The sequence below is a fragment of the Flavobacterium cellulosilyticum genome, assembly GCF_004349355.1.
Taxonomy (GTDB): domain Bacteria; phylum Bacteroidota; class Bacteroidia; order Flavobacteriales; family Flavobacteriaceae; genus Flavobacterium; species Flavobacterium cellulosilyticum.
On sequence record NZ_SMFK01000018.1, the window covers coordinates 50,449 to 72,563 of the forward strand.

Here is a 22,115-nt window from a genome sequence, read left to right on the forward strand (position 1 = left end):
AAAATTCTTTTTTTGATAGTATACCACTTTTATTTTATCCGTTGTTATTTCGTGTTAATTCAGAAGGGAGTTGTCCAAATTGTTCTTTGAATAATTTTCTGAAATATTTTACATTGTTAAAACCAACTTCATAAGAGGCTTGGGCTACTGTATAATCTCCTTTTTTTAATAATTCTGCGGCTTTATCAATTTTAATTTTTGTTATAAATTGATTGATATTTAATCCTGTAATGGCTTTAATTTTTCGGAAAAGAGAGGTGCGACTCATGCCTATACTCTTTGCTACGCCCCAAACATCAATTTTTTCTTGATCTAAATGTTCTAATATAATTTGCTCTAATTGATTTAAAAATTCTTTTTCTTGTTCTAATAATGTAGAATTTTCACTGGTTATATTTTCCTTAGTATCCTCCTTTTTTAAGAAATAACTATGTAATTGCTTTCTAATATCTAGTAAATTTCTGATTCTTGTTTGCAAAATTTGACTACTAAATGGTTTTACAATATAATCATCAGCACCATGTGCATATCCTTCTTGTATACTTTCAATATTAGCTTTTGCAGTTAGTAATATTATGGGGATGTGAGTTGTTTCTATGGTTTTCTTTAAAACATTGCAGAGCTCAATACCATTCATTTTTGGCATCATTACATCTGAAATAATTAAATCAGGTACATATCTTAACGCTTTTTTCACCCCTTCTTCACCATTATTTGCATAAATAAGGTCATATTGATCTTCTAACAAACCGTCTAAATATCTTAAAATGTCTGGGTTGTCATCAATTAATAATAGAAGTTCCCTATTTTCTTTAGTATTAATGTTTGCTCCTTTACTTTCTGAAATATTTAATTCTGGTATTTCGTCCCATTCTTCTAAATCTTGATTCATGTTTTCTTTTTCTAAACCTAGGTCTTCAAAAATTGCATTTACAAATAATGATTTGTCTCTAGGAATTACTACAGAAAAAACGCTACCTTTTTTGAGTTCGCTCTCTATATGAATGGTTCCTAAATGAAGCTCAGTAAAATTTTTGGACAAAGCTAATCCTATACCTATACTATTTTTACTTTTAACAGAATTTGATTGATAGTACCTTACAAAAACATGTTCAAGTTCATCGGCTGCAATGCCATAACCAGTATCTCTTACTTTAATTTCAAAACTGTCTTCATCGTAATTAAGGGATACATGTATTTCTCCTTTATTATCCATATATTTAAATGCATTCGACAAAAGGTTATTGAAAATAATATGCATTTTTTCTAGATCAAACCAAGCAAATAAACTTTCTTGAGGAAAATCGTAGCTCAATGCGATATCTCTTTTTTTTGCTAAAGGATAATAGTTATGAACCCATTGCTCTAAACATTCAGTTAGATTATACTTTTCGACTCTTAATTTACTCAATCCTAAATTTGATTTTCTAAACTCTAAAAGTTTATTTATTGATTGTAATAATAATTTCGCATTTTTAAATATTAAATTCAAACTGTTTTTGTGTTCAATTGATTTAATTTCTAATATTAAATCTTCTAATGGCGCTAATATTAATGTTAAAGGTGTTTTTAGTTCATGGGAAAAACTTGTAAAAAATCGAATTCGTTCTTCGTTTAAATTATATTCTAATTGGCGTTGCTTTTTTTCAAGAAATAATGAGTTTATCAACTTAATGCGCTCAGAATAATATCGTATTAGTCCATAAACAAGACCTGTCAAAAGTAACAAATAGAAAAAATATGCAAGAGGTGTTTTCCAAAAGGGAGGTTTAATTGTAATTAAAAGTTTCTTTATCACTTCATCACCAAAACCGAATTTGGCTTTCACATTTAGAGTGTAATTACCATGAGGAAGGTTGATGATGTTTACTTTTCCTGAACTATTAGTGCTTATCCAATGGCTATTATATCCATCTATTCGATATGAATAAATGGTATTTTTTACAAATGGATATTTTAAAGCAGTATAGTCTATTGAAAAAAATGTTTGATCATGATTGAGGTAAATATGATCTTCATAAAGAATAGATTGATCTAAAATACTATTTTCATCACTTTCTGAAACTTCGGCTTTTTTATTCAAAACTTCCAAACGTTCAAAAACAATTGTGTTTTTTTCTTTTTTTCTTTTCAAATTATCGGGGTTAAAAATATTAAGGCCTTTATCACCTCCTAGATAAATCATTCCAGATTTTGTAATTATTCCAGACCCTATATTAAATTTTCCCTGTTGAATATTGGTGTAGCTATTTAATATGTAAAAATCATTGGTTAACGCATTATAGTTGCTAATACCTTGATCTGTTCCCAACCAAATACTCTTTGGATTTTCCATAATAATACTCCCTACAGTATTATTACTTAATCCATCCTTTTCGGTGAAATTTAAGGCGGTTCTTTTTTTAGAATTCAATCTAATGAGCCCATCACTTTGTGTTCCAGCAAGTATCTCTTGATTTGGAAGAACCAAAAGACTTATAATATCATTCTTTGCGCCTTTTGTATTTGAAGTGTTATAAAAAATACTTTTATCAAAGCGAGGTTCATACCTCAAAATACCATTTCCATAAGTTGCCATCCATAAATACCCTTTATTATCTTCAGTTAGATCTCTAATATCTATTTTACCTATAGAATTAATATATATAAATTGATCTCTTTCTTCATTATATTTATACAAACCACCTCTATTGGTTCCAACCCATATTTGGCTTTTGCTATCTTCAAAAATAACCCGAACGTCACTGCCGTTTTTTGTTTCACCTTCCAAATAATGTTTGCAATTACCGGTATTAGAATCCATTTTGTTTATGCCACCTTGGTAGGTGCCGACCCAAATCCTTTTCTTCTTATCTTCGAGTAATGAAATAATATAATCATTACTTAAACTAGACAAATTGTTGTTTTGATGTCTAAAGTTTTTTATTTTCCCCGTAATTGGATTGTACAAATCTAGTCCAGCTCCATCTGTGCCTACCCAAACATTACCGTTAGTACTTTCGGATAGTGCTCCAATTCTATCATGACCTAAACTCTCGGTTTTCGAACTATTTTTCCGTAATAGTTTTATAGGCTCTCCTTCAGGATTTACGTAATTTAATCCAGTACTTGTACCAATCCACATATTCCCATTCCAATCCATTTTTAAGGCAGATACTGTTCTATTGAAAACACTTGATCCGTCATCTTTTGGCAGATACCATTTTACCAAAAGATTGGGTCTTTTATTTACAAAATCGGATATAGTAATAATATTCAAACCTCCATTTCTAGTACCAATCCATAATTTTCCAAAACTATCTTCCTCAAAGCAAAGAATTTTATTGTCACTCAATCCATTACCTTCAACTAATGACTTTTTTAATTGCAGGATATCTCCAGAAATTGTAATCATGTATAAGCCCTTATTTGAACCAACCCATAAATCGCCATTTTTTCTAGTGCTAAGTGCTGAAATTTCTATAGAATAGTCATTTTTATTGTTACCAAGTGAAACTCGAGTAACTTTTTTTGTTTTTAAGTTGATTTTATTGAGCCCGCTATTTTTAGTTCCAACCCAGAGTAAAGAATCACCTTGTTGGGCCAAACTTATTATTTCATTAGAAGATAATGAAGAAATAGTATTAGGATCGCTTTTATAAAATGTTGATGTATTATTCTTATTAATAATTTGAACACCTTTACCGTAAACTGCTAAAATTAGTTCTTTGTTTATTCCGTATTTAAAACAACTTATGTTATTGTCTATTAATCCATTTGATGAATTAAGAATTTTGAAAGTTTCCTTTTTTGAATCGTATATATTAAAACCTATGGGAGTAGCTATAAGTAATTTTCCTCCTTCAATTACACTTATTTCGTGAATGATATTATGGCTTAAATTCTTGTTTTTTTGAAAATCATCTTTTTTATAAACATCAAAATGCGTTCCATCGTATCGATCTACACCTTCTTGTGTTCCTATCCAAATAAATCCAAGTGAATCCTGAACAATACTATTAATACCGTCATTAGATAAACCCGATTCAACATCTAAAAGATAAAAATAAAGCTCTTTTTCAATTAATTTAGATTGTTTTTTAAGTCCTTGACCATAACCAAAGCTTAAGTAAAAAAAAAGCAAACTAAAAAGTAATTTTCTCATATATTTTTTTAACAAATTAAATAACATTCAAATTCTATTATATTAAAATGGCATCCTTAAAAAAAAGATTTGAATTCATTTTAAATATCATTTATGATATATTTCAAAGATATGGATATGTAAATTAAATCAATATATTAGTTAGCAAACATTATAAAATTTACTTTTCTGATTCCACTTTTTTCATTTGTTTTGTAGTCTAGTGGAATGACTTTTTTTTGAGATACCTTATTTATAATATTCTAATCCAATTTCATTTTTTTTTTTGATACATTTTGGATGTGTGTCAATCCTATTTATAGCGTTTTAATGCTATTATTTTTTATTTTTTTTTCTTTAAAATTCTTCTTTTTAGTGCTGTTTTTTTTAATATTCTATCACTTTGTTTCGATCGAAATTAAGTTATAAGATAAAACCTGTGAAAATTACTCCACAGGTTTAGAAATATGTAAAAAAAAAAACACTTATAATTCAAATTTATGGAATTAAAGTAATACTATAACTATAGCTATATTGCTTATCTTCTAAGCGATATGGAGCATGAGGATAGGCCCCCCAGCTATTATCTCCACCCAATCCACGCTGCTTGTAATCCACATGTAAATAAACTGTATCAGTCGATTTTAAATTAGTTGGATGACGTTGTGCTTTAGTTTTTCCTGGGTCAATTTGTTCTGTTGAAATATTTAATGCGCTAAATCCTAATACTTGGTTTCCAGTTATTTTTAAACCTTGTCCCTTTTTATTTAATAAACTTAACCAACGAACATCTGTCTTATAGCCAGACTCCTGTGGGCGAATATAGGTTCTCGTAAATTGATTGACTACTTTATCTGTATAGACTCCAACAAAAGAAGCTGTGTTTCTATCCGAATAGTTTTCCCATGGTCCGCGCCCGTAATAATTCAAATTATCAAAATCCCCATCAAGTTCTAATCGCATTCCAAAGCGAGGTAATTCTGGTAATTCTTTTCCTGACATATCTATTGAAGCAGTGATATTAATTGTACCATCGTTTTGAATTAAATAAGTAACTGTATAAGGCACTTCAACTTGGGCTAATATATAGGTGACTTTAATATTGATTCCTTGCTCTGTTTTTTTACCTATTTCTACATTTTGTACTTGGGGGTTTTTATGTGCATCTTTCCAAATCTCAAGTTTAGCTGGCATTTTGTTACCAAAATCATTATCTGTTGGCGCTCTCCAGAAATATGGTTTTGGAAAATTAGTAATCATCACTTTAGATTCGTTTTGTGATGCATATCTTTTCAATTCCCCTTTTTCAAGGTCAAACTCTCCTGTTACATCTTTCGTTTTAAAAAATAAGGTTTTGTTTTTTACTGAATACGTTAAATCATTACTTCTATTGGTTTGAATTGAAGATTTAAAATAATTTCCTTTCCCTAAAGCAAATTGTTCTCTGGCAAATTCATGTCCTTTTGCAATCAAAGGAACGTCATTTTTAGAATACGCATATACATTTAAAAAATATTCTTCATTGGTAGCTAAGGAACCCAAATCTAGAATTACATCTTCACTTTCGGAAGGATTGGCACTTACAGCAAAAGTACTTTCTTTTACTTTTATCCCGTTTTTAAATAATTCCAACTTGAAATTGAAATTGTCTAAGTTTGTAAAATTAAAATTATTGGTTACTTTCAAGTTCGAATCGTCATTTAATTGAAAATCGATATTTTGATATACCTTTTTAACTTCTTCCAATCCTGGATGTGCAATACGATCTGCAGTAACTAATCCATTTGCACAGAAATTTTCGTCATTTTGTAATTTTGCACCACCTAAATCACCACCATAAGCCCAAAACATTTCTCCTGTATCAGTCTTGGCTCTTAAGCCTTGATCAACCCAATCCCAGATAAAACCACCCTGCATCTTTTTGCTGCTATTGATGATATCCCAATATTCTTGAAAATTTCCATTACTATTTCCCATTGCATGAGAGTATTCACACATGATAAAGGGTCTTTTTTTATCTGATTTAGCATAATCTATCATGGTTTTAATTCCAGGATACATTGGTGCTACAATATCAGTATTTCTATTCTCACCTGCTTGTTCAAATTGCACCAATCTGGTTGAATCTGTTTTTTTTAACCAATCGTAAGCGTCGTAAAACACAGGGCCATTACCACATTCATTACCCATTGACCATATTATCACCGAAGGATGATTTTTATCCTTTTCGAATGCTCTTTTAATTCTGTCCAAGTGAGCTGGAGCCCATTCAGGCAAATAGGCTGGATGAACCGATTCATCAAATTTTCCTTGAAGAGCAGCACCCATTCCATGAGTTTCAATATTGGCTTCATCGACCACATACATTCCGTATTCATCGCATAAATCATACAAATAAGAATCATGGGGATAATGACTCATACGAATGGCATTGATATTATTTTCTTTCATTAATTGAATATCTCTGAGCATCATATCTCTATCTGGCACATGTCCTTTGTCCCCATGATGTTCATGAAGATTTACTCCTTTTACTAAAATAGATTTACCATTTACCATCAATTGAACATCTTTAATCTCAATTTTTCTAAACCCTGTTTTTTTGGAAATAACTTCGATGACGGTCCCTTTTTTATCTAATAGTGAAAGGGTATAACGATATAAATTGGGAGCTTCATTACTCCATTTTTTAACATTAGATATTGTTTTGTCAAAACTTATTTTTTCGTTTTCTGATGACACTTTCTTTTCTTCTGAATAAACTAATTTTTCATCGGAATCAAATAATTGCAGTTTTACTATTGGGTTTTTAATTTTCGATTTCCCAAATGATCTAAGGTTAACATCAACATTAAAAATTCCGTTTTTGTATTGATTATCTAAATCGCTTTTTACAAAATAATCCCATATAGCGGTTTTTGGTAAAGCCTGTAAAGACACATTACGCTCAATACCACTTAATCTCCAAAAATCCTGATCTTCTAGGTAACTTCCATCATGCCAACGAAATACTTGCACAGCAATTAGATTTTCTCCTTTATTTAAATAAGGAGTAATATCAAATTCAGCGGGACTTTTAGAGACCTTAGTCATCCCTACTTCTTTACCATTAAGAAAAACTCTTGCATAACCAGAAATCGATTCAAAATTTAGAATTACCTCTTTATCTTTCCAGTTTTCTGGAATGCTAAATGTTCTTCTATAGCTAGCAACCGGATTGTAATCCCCTCCGATGAAAGGTGGATTTTTTGGAAAAGGATAAGTAACATTGGTATAAATTGGAATATCATAGCCTTGCAATTCCCAGTTTGAAGGAACAAGAATCTCTTTCCAATTGGAATCATTCAATTCAGGTGTATAAAAATCCAAAGGTCTTTGGGAAGGATTTTTAACGATACTAAATTTCCACAATCCATTTAGACTTTGATAAAATTCTGAATTTTCAGGATTGTTTTCTTTAGCCGATTTTTCATTTTCATAAATGACAAAATTACTTCGGCCAGGTTCTTTATTTTTTTCAAAAACCTTTGGGTTTTCCCATTCATTTTGTTTTTTTTGTGCAAAATTGATTTGAACTGCCAATAAAAACATTAATACTACAAGTTTATTTTTCATGCTTATTTATATTCTAGGGTTTTATAATTAAGTTTATTTGTGTTAGATTTTTATATTTATTTAAATGTACTAATTTATTATTATTCTTTTCATTAAAAAAAGTTGTCAAATAGGGCAGTTGCTTTATTTTAGATTTATCTATAATCGATTCTTGTTTTTATTTTATATTATTACTAAGTAAGTCGAAAGTTTATAAGTTGTAAAATCAAAAGAATCAACCTAAGTAAAACAGCATTAAAAATCAATCTGCTACAAAATTTTATCCTGATTTTAAAATATGATATTATACCATTGTTATTACTTAATTAAACACCAAGTTAAAAATGCTGCAACTTTTTTATTTTTTTTAATTAAAACAATAATAAATTAATGATTTACTTATTAAGTTGCAATTATTGTTCGGGAAAATTTTACACCATCAATATCTTTTTTTATAATTTATTAATTTGTTATAGTTTTTAAAATCTTTCTAACCGAAACAGAACCATTTTCATAAACACTTCTAATTATGTAAATTCCATTTTTTAATTTTTTAATATTATTCCCAAAATAAGCTCCAGTTAAACTATAGATTTCTTCCTTGATAAGTTCAGAATCCTTTATATGATTAACATCAGAAACGCTTAAAGATTTTGTACTAATATGATCTAATATTACAGGATCAATACCTCTTTTTGTTGGAGTTATTTTGATAATAGATCCATCATTATTAAAATTCAATCGATCAATGCAAACTTCTCGATGAATACCAGGATCCGAATTTATATGATCTGCGTTAATTCGATGATATATTATATACCATTCATCTCTTCCAGGTATCTGAATAATTGAGTTGTGTCCCGTGCCATATATTTTATTAGACTCATCTTGAATAATAACAATTGGTTGATTAGCAACATTAATTGGACCTGTCGGTGAAGTCGAAGTACCATAAGCGACATGATAATTAGCAGATCCAGTATCGTCTACGGACCAAAGAAAATAGTATAATCCGTTTCTGTAAAAGACATTGGTTCCTTCTCTATATTGGTATGTATTTAAACTTCCTCCAGAAGGTGTTATAACGGATGTTGTATTTGGTTTAATAGTTACCATGTCATCATTTAATTCAGCAACAGCCATAAACCCATTACCCCAATAGAAATAACTTTTACTAGAAATAGGGTCTTTAAAAACTGCACCGTCGATTAGTTGTCCACCATTAATTCCAGATGGTAATTGGGAAATTATTGTAGAGCCAGAATCTTTGAAAGGTCCTGTTGGATCATTTGAAACAGCAACTCCAATTTCTTTGCGTGTACCTGTATTCCCGCTAAAATAGAAAAAGTATTTATAAGAGTTATCAATCTTTTTTTCGACAATACTTGGTGCCCATGCATTACCAGTAGACCAAGAGACTTGATCAGTCTTCAAATCAAGAATTGTGCCTTCATTTGTCCAGTTCACTAAATCTGGAGAAGAGAACACATCAAAAGTATAACCACCCCATCCTTGATAACCATCGGTAGTTGGATATATATAAAAACGTCTTGTTTTCTCTGAATATAGCACTTCAGGATCTGCATGAAAACTAGGAATAATAGGGTTTACTTCTATGTTTACTACTACCGAATAGGTATTTATTTCTCCATTTTTAATTATTTGATACTTAACTTCTCCATTACTAAAATCTTGAAATCCTTCTGGTAAAATTTTTGTTCCTGGAGATGCATATAACATCGGGTCGAAATTGGTTAAATCGGTACCATAATCCACCGCTAATTTTACTGTTTTATTGGTGTTGTTTATTTCGACACCATTGCTTCTAATTCTTTTATTTCTGGCTCCTTCAGGTATTAAATATAAATTCGTACTCGGCCATTTTGTAATTAACCTTGCAGCTTCCGCATCCGAAATTGCAATTGTTGTACCATGACGTGCACTAATATTGTAGTTGTCTTGTACAAATTTGAAATCTTTAAGGTTTGAAGATATTGAATATTGATAATGTCCGTTTGAATAACAATCATACATGAGCACCCATTGATTAGTGTTTATTAATCTAAAAACTCCTGAACCTTCGACAGCTTCTGTAGTTTGCTGTAAAGGCAATGAAGGTTGGCTCCATTGTGACCCAGGTTCTTGACCAATTGCAGCTGTAAGTGTAGTCGAAATTACTTGACTGATTCCTCCTAAAGATTCATTTTTAAAAAACATATGGTATAAACCATCAACTTCATCTAAAACTATGTCTCCATCAATACTGGCCGTTCCTCTGTCAAAAAGCAATTCAGGTGTACCTATTAAATCCGTAAAATCTTCATTTACATAACAATAATAGATTTTGTCATAGGCATTTGCTCCAGCTCCCGTATACAAAGAGAAGTAGACCATATATTTTCCTGCAATAGGGTCAAAAATTGTTTGAGGAGCCCAAACACGTAATACATTTCCCCATGCTGCTGGCCATTTTGTTGGAAAATTAACGGTTGAATGAGTCCAATTTGTCAAATCATTAGATTTTAATAATACGATGCCTCGATTACTACTCCAACCTTCACTAGATTTCATGTCGGTCGCAACCATATAAAACGTATTTCCATCTTCACCTCTAAGAATATGAGGATCTCTAACTCCTTTTTTTATTGAAATTAAATCTGAATTTAATATAGGTAAACCATTGTTTAATGGCGTATAATTGTAGCCATCATTACTAACCGAAAAGCGAATTTGTTCTCCATCAGTATTATTTCCTGTAAAATAAGCAAATAAATAAGAAGAACGATCCTCTTCTTCGGCAACCCAAACCTCAAATGTACGGCTTGATTTTTCCTGTCCCTTTAAAAGTGTAGCGGTTAGAGTAACTTTCTTTTTTCCGTTTCCTAAAGGTGATAATTGAACAACTTTTCCAATATTATTTAAAAAATCTGGAGAGTCAGAAGTCCAAATAATCACAGCACCTTCTTCTGTTTTTATTGGTAAATGGATTGAAGTTCTAATATTTCTTAAATTACCTGTTATTGTTAAATTAGCTAAATCTAATTGGATACTTTGAGCATCTGAATAAAAGGGTAAAACAGTAATTGCAAATTGTTTTGTAATAGTTGCATTATAGCAGGATAATGTAGCTTCTAAAGTCACATTTGTTGAGCTAGAATCAATAGGCATGCGTGTAACTATTCCAGTATCAGATATCACACTTGTATTTGAAGAAACCCATTTAACTGTAACTTGATTGCCAAGATCTGTATTTAATAGCAAATTAGAATTTACTGTAGTTGCATTTGGAATTATTAGTTCTTCAGCAGCCTTTGCTAATACAGTAGTGTTTAAAGTGCTGTTAAGTGAGATAATATCTTGCCCTAATGTTTGTATTTCAGAATCATTAAGCGCTCCGTTATACACTATAAAATTATCAAATATTGCGGTTTCAAGATATTTGTCTGCTAGGTAACAAGAACGTCCTAAAAAGTTATAAGCTGTGTTACCAAGTTCTTTTGGTGTTATAGTTATTGACGATTCTGCCATAAGAGACCCATTAATAAAAATTTTACCAATTCCATTTTGTTGTGTATAAATAAGATTTATCCAACGTCCTTTTGGTAGTGAATTATTGACAATAACACTAGATTCAGCAGTATAATTAGTTTTGGAAATGGAATACCTTGAGTTTCTTGCATTAAAAAAAAGATTTCCATTGGCAGTTTTAACCATGTCTGTTGAATTGGCAAATGTCCATACAAAGTTTCCATTACCACTACTATCATAAGAATTAGAGATGTATAAATTTGTTGAAATACTAAAGTTTTCTAATTGTGAAATAATAGCACCAAAATTAGCACCAAAATCAAAATATCCGTCGGAATCTCCAAGTGACAACACAGAATTGTCTCCGTATGTTACTAATTGAGCTCCATTTTTTAAATTCCCTATATAATTCCCTGACACATCTTGAACAGAGTTAAAATCATATTTAGCTAAAACTGTATTTTGTCCATTTAAATTTATTACACAAAACAATGTAATAGTCAGCACTGTACTCCTTACCATCATTAAAAACAAATTCTTCATTTATTATTAGTATTATTATTTAGTTTTAGTTCAACATTTATTGAGAGTAGTATGTTGTATTGCAGACAACAATTGAGATTACTTTTGTAAATGTGCTAATTCAAAATGTTTGTATTTTCAAAATTATACCAATAGATTTAGTACTAGGGGGTACAAATCGTTTTAAAAGGCTTTGATGTAAAACTTCTTGCAGGTCTTTAATAAAAGACTATTCAATTCCTCTCGAATTTGCTTTAAATATGCATACTATAGTCTGTTTTGTTATTTTTAAGTCTCATTGTTAATTGTTTTTATTGAATAATTTTTTTAATCCTAAGTTGTTTTTTTGCAACCTTGGACATTTACCCCCCCTTCTTTTGCTAATAAACAACCTACTTAGTTATTGATAATTTATTTTATTTGTTATCTAATCAATTTCGCAATTTAGATCTTTATAATAATTACTATATGTATCTGCTCTATAAAATTGATTTTTTTAAAATTGAACACTAATAAAAATAATTACTGTAATGATCAAAAACTATTTTCTCTTAATGATATTTTTTATTGTTTTTACTTTTCAGGTAAAGGCTCAAATACCGAATTTTACAGTTAAAGCAGAACTAGCAACAACTTTAACTGGGGCTAAAGTTTTCTCTAATGGACTAGCAAGAGACACTATAACTATACCTTATACAAATAAAGATGAATTTACATTGGAGGTAAAAGCTCAAGTTAATTCAGCTATAGGTAGAGGTCTTGATGTGGAATTTAGGAATGAACTAGGATTAGGACTTAGAACATCTTTAGATAAAACTAGTTTTAGTAATACAACCTTACTGTCTCAAACTCGTACTATTAGTACTTCAGTTGATAATGCTCAAGAACAAACCTTTCGATATGCTATAAAAGATGGTGTAGCACATATTTATCAGGATGGTCATTATTTGACTTCTGATAAATTAACATTTCTTGATGGCAGTATTTCTAATATAACAACAACATATGGAGCAGATAATTTTTTAGGTGCTTGGGCAGGATATTCATCAAATAATTCAGGGAAACCATCAGATTACAAGTGGAATAATACCTTTTCTAATACAATTTTTAATACTGCAAATGGGGGAGGAGGGGTTCGTTATATGGACGTTACATCTGGTCACACCTTTGAAGATAACAGCTTAACTTATCAAGGGAGATTGATGTATATTCGTTGGGATGGGAATGATTATTCATCTTCTACCTATAATTATCCTATTGAACTTGAATATGGTTACCAATATGATTTTTCTTGGATTTATGATTTAGTAGCTAATGCCGGTTCTGGTGCCAAAATAAAAGTTGCCATTTCCTCCAATGCTGATGGTTCGGGATCAATTGCCTCAAAAGAGTTTGGCTGTGGAAATGCTTTTAAATTAAAAAGAGGAAATTTCTCATTTACATCGTTATCAAAAGGTAAATACTACTTGACAATAAAAGGAGATTGGGGGCTTTTTGGCATAGGTGATCTAAAATTATCATCATCAAATTTAATAAATAATTGGGATGGACTTGCTAAAGATAATGAAAACACCCCAGCCACTTATGGTTGGTCTAATACTTATAGTAGCCTTCCATGGCAAATTGCTAATGCAGCATCAGGTGTTCGATATGTAGATGTTACTTCAGGGCATACTTATGAATCTGATGCTAATCAATATAAAGGACGCCTTATGTACTTAGGATGGAATGATTTAGCTTATCAAAATTCGACATATTCTTTTCCTTTAACTCTTATTGGAGGAAAAATTTATAAATTTTCATGGATTTATGAATTATTAAGTGGAACAACAGGGAACAAAATAACAGTTGCTTTGTCTGCTTCTCAAAATGGAACAGCACCAATTACATCAAAAGTGTTTACTACAGCTAGCGCAAATACGTTAAGAGATGGAGAATTATTATTAAAACCGATTAGCGATGGAACCTATTATATTACTTTAACTGGAGATGCAGCTCAATTTGCTATTGGTAAAGTAGGTATAAAAGAGATTGTTCTCTCCAATATTGTAGTAGGAAAAAATTATGCAGATGGTGCTGTTAATATGGTGGTTAATTCAGTAACATATGAAGATAAAGCTTATGCTCCGGTAAAAAATATTGCGCCTTCAATAATTCCTTTTGCAATTAATGATGACTTACATGTTGGTGCTTTTGCTAAATCTAAGGTAATATTAAATGCTTCGGCTTCATTGTACTTAAATAATGAATATAGTCCAATAATTAATTCTTCTGTTGATATTAATTCTTCGGATGCTCGTCTATATTTTGATAATGTCAAACCAACTGAAGTCATTAATTCTTTTTTAAATTTAATAACAGTTGGAGGGGTTCAAGCAATTAACAATGCAAATGCTTATGTTTCAACTTATGGTTCTGGTAGTGTTATTTATCCGCATTCAAGCAATTATACCCCTTTAAATGTATTTACTGAGGAAAATTTTGGCGGTACTTCACAACAATATCAGATAGTTACACCAAACACTAGTTTAGGTTCATTCGATAATAACATAAAATCGTTTAAACTAAAAAAAGGATATATGGCAACTTTTGCGTCCAACTCAAATGGAACTGGATATAGTAGGGTATATATAGCCGAAGACGATGATTTAGAAATAAATGTTTTACCTTCTTATTTATATGGAACTATTTCATTTATACGAACAATGAGGTGGAATGATGTTACTAAAAAAGGATGGTGCGGTTCTGGATCAGCTACTTTAGAAACAAATGCCACTAACAGTACATGGCGCTATAATTGGGATACAGGGGGAATTACAACACCAGATTTAGAATATGTTCCAATGAGACATAATTTATATTGGCCAAGTTTTGATCCTGCCAATAATAATGCTGGATACACACACTTTTTAGGATACAATGAACCAGATCGTCCAGATCAAGCAAATATTTCTGTTCAGCAAGCTATTGATGGCTGGCCGGCTTATATGCAATCTGGTTTACGATTAGGTTCTCCTTCTACTTCAGATCCATTTAATCCTTGGTTAGCTTCGTTTATGACTCAAGCAGAGAGTCTTAATTATCGTGTAGATTATATGGCACTTCATTGTTATTGGTATAAATCAGCTGCACAGTGGGCTAGTGATTTGGCTAATATTTATAACAAATATAAAAGACCAATATGGATAACCGAATGGAATATAGGTGCTAACTGGACAGGGAACTCTTTTCCAGATGACCCTAATATGCTTACAGATGCTAATGCAACAAAGCACAAAAATGATCTTGTTGGTGTATTAAATGTTTTAGATAATACAGATTATGTAGAGAGATATTCTATTTACAATTGGGTACAAGATGCCAGAGCAATGATTGTTACAATTGATGATGCTTTTAAGGGGAGAAATCCAAATTATGCAAATTATGAATGGTTAAAAACGGCTCCTATAATTTCTACTTCTGCAAACTCGTATATGGTTCTTACTCCAGCTGGTGAATATTATGCGAATAATGCTTCTAAAAAAGCGTATAATTCAAGTAAGGAATACATCTCTGCATATAAGCCTATGACAGAAACCTTATCCTCTGAATTATCATCAAATTATAAAAAAATTACCATTCATTGGAAAGGAATTAATAATGATTTAGTTAATAAATATATTGTTGAAAGAAAATTAGAAGGTGAAACCGCGTTTTCTTTATTTTATGAATCTACAGATTATTTGGTTATAAATATTGATGATGTTGTACATTCAAGAGCAGAGTATAAAATTAAAGTGGTAGGTAAGGATAATGTGGAATCGGCTTATTCGGCAATAATTATTTTTCAACAAAGTGCAATTCCGTTAGCTCCTACAAATTTAGCGGGAGAAACCTTATCTTCTTCAATTATAAATTTAACTTGGGATGTTGTAAGTGGTGCTAAAGGATATAATATTAAAAGGGCATTATCTATAAATGGAACCTATGATGTTGTTTCTTCAAATGTGACAGTGACAAGTTTTAAAGACACGGGTTTAAATATTGATACTAATTATTATTATAAAGTTTCGGCTATCAATTCTGGTGGTGAAAGTACAGATTCTTCTTCTATAAATGTAAAAACCTTTGCGATAGACAAGCCAATTTCCGTTTCAAATATTTTAATGGGTTCTGGAGATGCTCAAGTAAAATTGAAATGGGATATGATGTATGATGCCCAGTTCCATATAAAACGTTCTACTTCTGAGTTTGGCACATTTGTAACCATAGCTACTTTAAATACGAATGAATATACAGATCTAACAGTAGTAAATGGAACAACTTATTATTACGAGATTTCTGCATTTAATTTAGCTGGTGAAAGTGCAGATTCCCAAGTGTTACGATCCAATCCATATTTAGGACAACACTTATATTATAATTTTAACGAAAACGGAAGTGTAAATCCCCATGATCATTGGGGAAACTATAGAGGTACATTAATTGGTGCTTCAGCTTGGGGTACTGGAAAGGAAGGTAGTGGTATATACTTAAATGGTGCAAGTTCATCATATATGGGTATAGAAGAAGGCTTTTTGAAAAAATTGTCCAATTTCACGATTTCTACTTGGCTAAAACTAGAAACTAGCCAAAATTGGGCGCGTATATTTGATTTTGGTACAGATACGAGCAATTATATGTTTCTAACTCCACAAAATGGTGCCAATGGTAATTTTCGTTTTGCATTCAAAAATGGTGGGCCAGAAGAACAAATTAATTGTCAAATTAGTCCGTCAATAAATACTTGGATTCATGTTGCGATTACATTAGAAGGAGCATTAGGTATTATGTATATTGATGGTGTCGAGGTTGGTAGAAATAATTCGATGACTATAAATCCTTCAAAATTAGGAACAACGGCATTAAACTTTATTGGTAAGTCTCAATGGCCAGATCCTTATTTAAACGGTACTATTGATGAATTTAGAATATTCAATAGAGCTTTAAGTTCTACTGAAATCTCAAATGTAATGAACGCCAAGCTTGGGGTTAATGATACATTGTTGATGACTAAATCTAAATATACTTTTTATACGGTAAATAATACATTAAAAGTAAATTGTATTGGTGATGAGAAAGGGAGTTATGGGGTTTACTCAATAACGGGTCAATTGCTTTCAACAGGTCAATTATTAAGTTGGGGTAGCACTAATTTAGGTAACTACAAAACTGGATTTTATCTTGTAAAAGTTTATGATAGCAAAGGAGTAAGCTCTGTTAAGGTTTTAGTTAAATAGTTTTAGGATAAGATTTGGCATTAAGTAAAATAAATTTTTCAACTTAATTTGAATGAAAGTTTTTACAGGGTATAATTTCTGTTTTACTTTTTGCTGATGAATACCATTCATAATTTAATGTTTTCTCCCGTTTTCAAAACTGATTTTTTTGAGTGAGTATTGCAAACTTGAAGCTAAATATTAATCTTAAATTTTTACAACACAAAAAAATATTAAATTATATAGCTTTTAAAGTAATTATGATGCGCTTAAAATACAACCACATTATTATGAAACAATTTTACACGTTATTAATTCTAATTTCAGGTTTACTATTAAATGGACAAAATAAAAATCTAAAAATACATTATAAGTTTCAACAGTTAAATAATAAGGGAATTGTGGAAGATGTTTCGGGAAACGGGAATGATGCAACAATAAAAAACAATTCTTTTATAGATAAGATGGGAATCTATACTATTCTTAATCTTGGAGTTAATAATGGTTATCTCGATATGGGTGAAAGCGCAGGTAATTTAATCAATTCATTAAATAGTTTTTCTATTTCCACTTATATCTGTGTAAATGATTTGGCTGATTTAAATGCTAACGGAAATTTTATTTGGTCATTTGCTAATAGTGATGATATTATAGGACAACCAAAATGTTGTAGGTTTTACTCAGCAAAAATAGACGGTTATAAGATAACGCTTAGCGATTACTGTACAGAAACGGGAATAAAGCGTGACACACAAAGGATTAAAAAAATCTGGAAACATTTGGTATATACGCAGTCAGGAACAATTGGAAACATCTATAGCGATGGAAGTCTTGTGACTTCAGGAAATGTTAGCATTTTGCCTCAGCAGCTTGGAAAAACCCGTTATAATTTTTTAGTAAGATTACCTTACAGCGCTGATGCCTACTTAAAAGGATTAATTTCCGATTTTAGAATTTATAATAAGGCGTTATCACCAAGCGAAGTTTCTGTTTTAGCCTCCGAAGTATCCAACATGAATATTGCCTATGTTGCCTATCAAAAGCAACCACTAAGATATACGGTGGAAAACAATCTTTTATTTTTACATAAATATACAGCAGATCCTGCGGCACTAGTATATGATAATACTTTCTATATTTATACTGGTCAAGATACCGGTAATGGATCTAATTAAAATATACCCAATTGGTTAGTATTTTCTTCAAAAGATTTGAAAAATTGGGAAGAATATGAAGTTCCTTTAAAAACAAGTGATTTTCAATGGGCTTCAGGAAATTTTTCATGGGCATCACAGGTGATAGAGCGCAATGGGAAATTCTATTGGTTTGTTTCAACTGAACATAGTTCAATGCCTAGAAAAGCAATTGGTGTAGCAGTATCAAATTCTCCAACAGGTCCATTTATAGATGCAAAAGGGACTGCGTTAATTACCAATAATATGACAACAAAATGGACAGGCATTTCTTGGGATGATATTGATCCAACTGTTTGGGTAGATGATGATGGACAAGCTTATATTTTTTGGGGTAAATCAAAATGTTATTATGCGAAATTAAAGGATAATAGGATTGAACTAGATAGTGAAATTATGAATGTAAGTCTTCCAAATTTCACTGAAGCACCTTGGATTCATAAGCGTGGTGACTGGTATTATCTTTCCTATTCAGCATGGTGGCCAGAAAAAACTGTTTATGCAATGGGTCAGAGTATAAATGGTCCATGGGAATATAAGGGGATACTAAATGAACTAGCGGGTAATAGTAACACCAACCATCATGCAATTGTAGAATATGGAGATAATTGGTATTTTGTGTACCACAATGGAGGAACAAGAACTAATGGAGGGAGTTATTTAAGTTCTGTATGTATGGACTATTTATATTATAATGAGGATAATTCCATAAAAAGTATTCAAATGACCACAGAAGGGGTTAAAAAGCTAGAAGCTATCACTATGTCTATAGAGGTTAATCCGAATAAAAGAACGCAAATAAAAGTATATCCAAATCCTACTGATGGAATAATTAAAGTAGAGTTACCCGACGAAGATTTAATGAATTATGAACTCGCATTGTTTGATATGAAAGGAGTAAAACAGCTTAGTAGCTTTCTGGATAATACAAAGAAAAGCCAACTAAATTTATCTCATTTATCAAAAGGCATTTATATTTTAAATTGCATTAATTCTGATCGCTTGATATAAGATACCTCAAAAATCATAATCAAATCATAAACCAATATATTTCTTTTAATTCAGCTTTTTAAATAAAGCCAGCACGTTTCCTAAGGATTGCATTCTTGTCCTATTTACAAAACTGTTCTCCTTTTAGGATTAACTAACAAATAACATAACCAAAATCATGAATAAAGTTAGAATAATATTAATGGGTCTGTTTTTACTTGGATTCAAAACTATTCAAATTAATGCGCAAACCGCTAGTGGTAGCGATAATTTTGTAGCACAACCCGTTCCAGACCGGACTGTTTCGTTTAATGTGACAGATTTAGGAGTATTCAAACCTATTATTTGGGGCTTGGATTTAGCATGGTTAAGTGAAAGTAATATTCGTAGAGGAATTGCTTTTATGGGAATAGATAATGTGGATGTAGTGAGGTCATCGTTTACTCCAACCGCTTCCTTGATTAATGGTAATCTTCAGTTTACAGAATTAAGTAGGCTTAATGAAAGATTAGGAATTATTGATTTACTGGGACCTCATACTAAAGTAGTTTTAAATTGTGATCATCCTAGTGTGGATCCTTGGTATAAAGATCAAAATGGTGTAGGTATAGCCTCTCGTTGGGCTCAATTAATGGATGTTACCGCTAGACTCCATGAAGAACATGGCAGGAAAGTGGTGACAATTTCGCCTTTTAATGAGCCAGACTTTACAGGTACAGGACAAGGTACTATTGACGATTTTTATAATATTACTAGAGAACTAAAACAGAATCCTCGTTTTGATAATATTCGTATTTCAGGAGGTAACACACTTAATAACGATGTGGCTTTAAGTTGGTTTAACACCTTGGAGAATGTATTAGATGAAGGAAATACACATCAGTTGGCTGGTAGTTTTGATAATTATGCGAATTTTTATCAAACAGTTAGTTCAAAAGGATTTCACGCTACTAATGATGAGTTACATAATGTCATGGAGGCCATGGTTGGCGTTCAATATGGTATGCAAACAGGTATTTGGTGGGGAACTGCAGAGTTAGCTCGTGGCGAGTTTGTAAAAGCAAGTCATGGCATGAGATTAGGTTATAATGAGCATAGACTAAATTGGACCGCAGCTTCGGTGTATCGAAATCTAGAAGGGCATTTACAGGCTTTTGGAGGTTCGTCTGAGCGACAAGCTAAAACTACAACTTATCGATTTGTTTCTAAAGAAAGAGATGTCTTTTACGATGGCTTTGGCCCACAGCGTGAATATACAATGGTAATTCCTGGAGGAACTGGTTATCAGCAAGGGCAAACAAATGCCGAAAGGGTTGTAAATATTACTTGGGGAGACGATATACAACCTGTTATTAATGGACTTTACATTCTAGTTAATCGAAATAGTGGTAAAGTTCTGGAAGTTGCTGCTGGATCTACAAAAGCAGGTGCCAATCTTCAGCAAGGAACCAATACGGGTGCAACATATCAACAATGGAATGTAACTCCAGTTAATTCAAGAATTGGTGGAGATTTTAGTTACTTTACTTTTACAGCAGTACATAGTGGTAAATCTCCAGATATTTTAAATTGGTCACTAGATAATGGAGCTAATATTATTGTATGGGATGATGCCAAAAGTGGAAACCAACAATGGTACTTAGATTATGCAGAGGATGGTTGGTTTTATATTCGAAGTCGTCATAGTGCAAAATGTATTGATGTATTTAATGGAAGCACCGTTGAAGCAGCAAACATTGTTCAATGGGACAAAAATGGGGGAGTCAATCAGCAATGGCGTTTTATTCCTGTTGGTGAAGCTGTCGAGTTTGTAGCACCTAGTACGCCAGCCAATCTGGTTGCGACTGCTAATGCCGAATCTGTCCTGTTGAATTGGAGTGCCAGTCCAGAAGCCGACGTAGCTGGGTATACTATTTTTCGTTCTGAAATTGCAGGAGGTAGTTATAATACCATTGCACGTAAAATAACTTCAACCTCTTTTGTGGATAATACCACCACTATAGGTGGGACGTATTTTTATAAAATTAAAGCGGTGGACAAATCCTTAAATAGTTCAGCATACACAAGTGAAGTCTTTACAACTACAAAAGAAGAGAATAGTCTTGTGTCTCAATTCCTATTCGACGGAAATACCCTCGACAACTCGATTAATCTAAATCACGGGGGATCGTTTGGTACAACTTCCTTCGTTACAGGGAAAGTAGGCACGCAGGCATTAGCACTCAACGGTACAAATGCTTTCATACAATTGCCTGCAACTTTGGCAAATCAGCAAAATATTACTATTGCTGCCTGGGTGTATTGGAATGGAGGTTCTATTTGGCAACGAATCTTTGATTTTGGCAAAGACCAAAATCAATATATGTTTTTATCTCCTAATTCCAGTGCAGGTACACTGCGGTTTGGTGCATGGTCACATGTAGCTGTAACATTGGGTGAGTCAGCAGTAACTATGTATGTCAATGGTGTGCAAGTGGCTACATCTACTGCCATCACCATACGTCCATTGGATTTTAAACCAATATTGAATTACATTGGTCGCAGTCAATTTTCTGATCCATTATTTAATGGAAGAGTTGATGATTTTAGAGTTTATAATTATGAATTATCAAAAAATGAAATCGAAAAGCTGGATATGCAAATAAAAACCGCACTATTAGTTAAGCAACATTTTTAAAAATATTTTGCTGTTTCCAGAATTCTTCGATTGTTTTATATTCTAAAGCGGAATGCCTTCTTTTTCTGTTGTACCAGATTTCAATAAATTCAAATAAATCGAGTCCCATTTGCTCTTTAGATATAAGCTTATTGCCATAAATCTGTTCCGTTTTCAAAGTCTTAAAAAAGCTCTCAGCCACTGCATTGTCCCAACAATTTCCTTTACGGCTCATGCTTCTTGTGATCAGTTTATAGGATTCTAGTACATTA

8 protein-coding genes are annotated in these 22,115 nt (G+C 31.7%); 4 read left to right on the forward strand and 4 right to left on the reverse strand.

The window, feature by feature from the left end; all coding sequences use genetic code 11:
- Positions 1-34: 34 nt before the first annotated feature.
- The 3 genes from E0F76_RS17400 to E0F76_RS17410 all read right to left on the reverse strand — a co-directional run bounded on the left by E0F76_RS17400 (position 35) and on the right by E0F76_RS17410 (position 11,788).
- Positions 35-4,144, reverse strand: a complete 4,110-nt coding sequence (locus tag E0F76_RS17400; RefSeq protein WP_165932734.1) for a two-component regulator propeller domain-containing protein — start codon at positions 4,142-4,144, stop codon at positions 35-37.
- Between the two features lie 477 nt (positions 4,145-4,621).
- Positions 4,622-7,738 carry a glycoside hydrolase family 2 TIM barrel-domain containing protein gene (locus E0F76_RS17405; protein WP_132009206.1) on the reverse strand — a complete coding sequence of 1,039 codons (3,117 nt, stop codon included), beginning with the start codon at positions 7,736-7,738 and terminating at the stop codon, positions 4,622-4,624.
- A gap of 441 nt (positions 7,739-8,179) precedes the next feature.
- Positions 8,180-11,788, reverse strand: a complete 3,609-nt coding sequence (locus tag E0F76_RS17410; RefSeq protein WP_132009209.1) for a family 43 glycosylhydrolase — start codon at positions 11,786-11,788, stop codon at positions 8,180-8,182.
- 533 nt (positions 11,789-12,321) lie between these two features.
- Between E0F76_RS17410 and E0F76_RS17415 the strand changes: the two genes are divergently transcribed.
- The 4 genes from E0F76_RS17415 (at position 12,322) to E0F76_RS17430 (ending at position 21,864) form a co-directional block, all read left to right on the forward strand.
- A complete protein-coding gene (locus tag E0F76_RS17415; RefSeq protein ID WP_165932735.1) occupies positions 12,322-17,025 on the forward strand; it encodes a glycosyl hydrolase in 4,704 nt (1,567 codons plus the stop codon).
- A 269-nt stretch (positions 17,026-17,294) separates the two neighbouring features.
- The gene (locus tag E0F76_RS17420; protein WP_246022103.1) at positions 17,295-18,179 is read left to right on the forward strand and encodes a LamG-like jellyroll fold domain-containing protein; all 885 of its coding nucleotides are present in this window, start codon (positions 17,295-17,297) and stop codon (positions 18,177-18,179) included.
- A gap of 3 nt (positions 18,180-18,182) precedes the next feature.
- Positions 18,183-19,208, forward strand: coding sequence for a family 43 glycosylhydrolase (locus tag E0F76_RS17425; protein WP_281275297.1), 1,026 nt, complete (start codon positions 18,183-18,185; stop codon positions 19,206-19,208).
- Between the two features lie 157 nt (positions 19,209-19,365).
- Positions 19,366-21,864: an RICIN domain-containing protein gene (locus tag E0F76_RS17430; protein WP_132009215.1), complete on the forward strand. Its 2,499-nt coding sequence runs from the start codon at positions 19,366-19,368 to the stop codon at positions 21,862-21,864.
- On the opposite strand, the gene E0F76_RS17435 is transcribed toward E0F76_RS17430, so the two are convergent.
- Positions 21,848-22,115: integrase core domain-containing protein (locus E0F76_RS17435; protein WP_220398895.1), on the reverse strand; the 268-nt coding region annotated here is incomplete at its 5' end. The genes E0F76_RS17430 and E0F76_RS17435 overlap by 17 nt on opposite strands.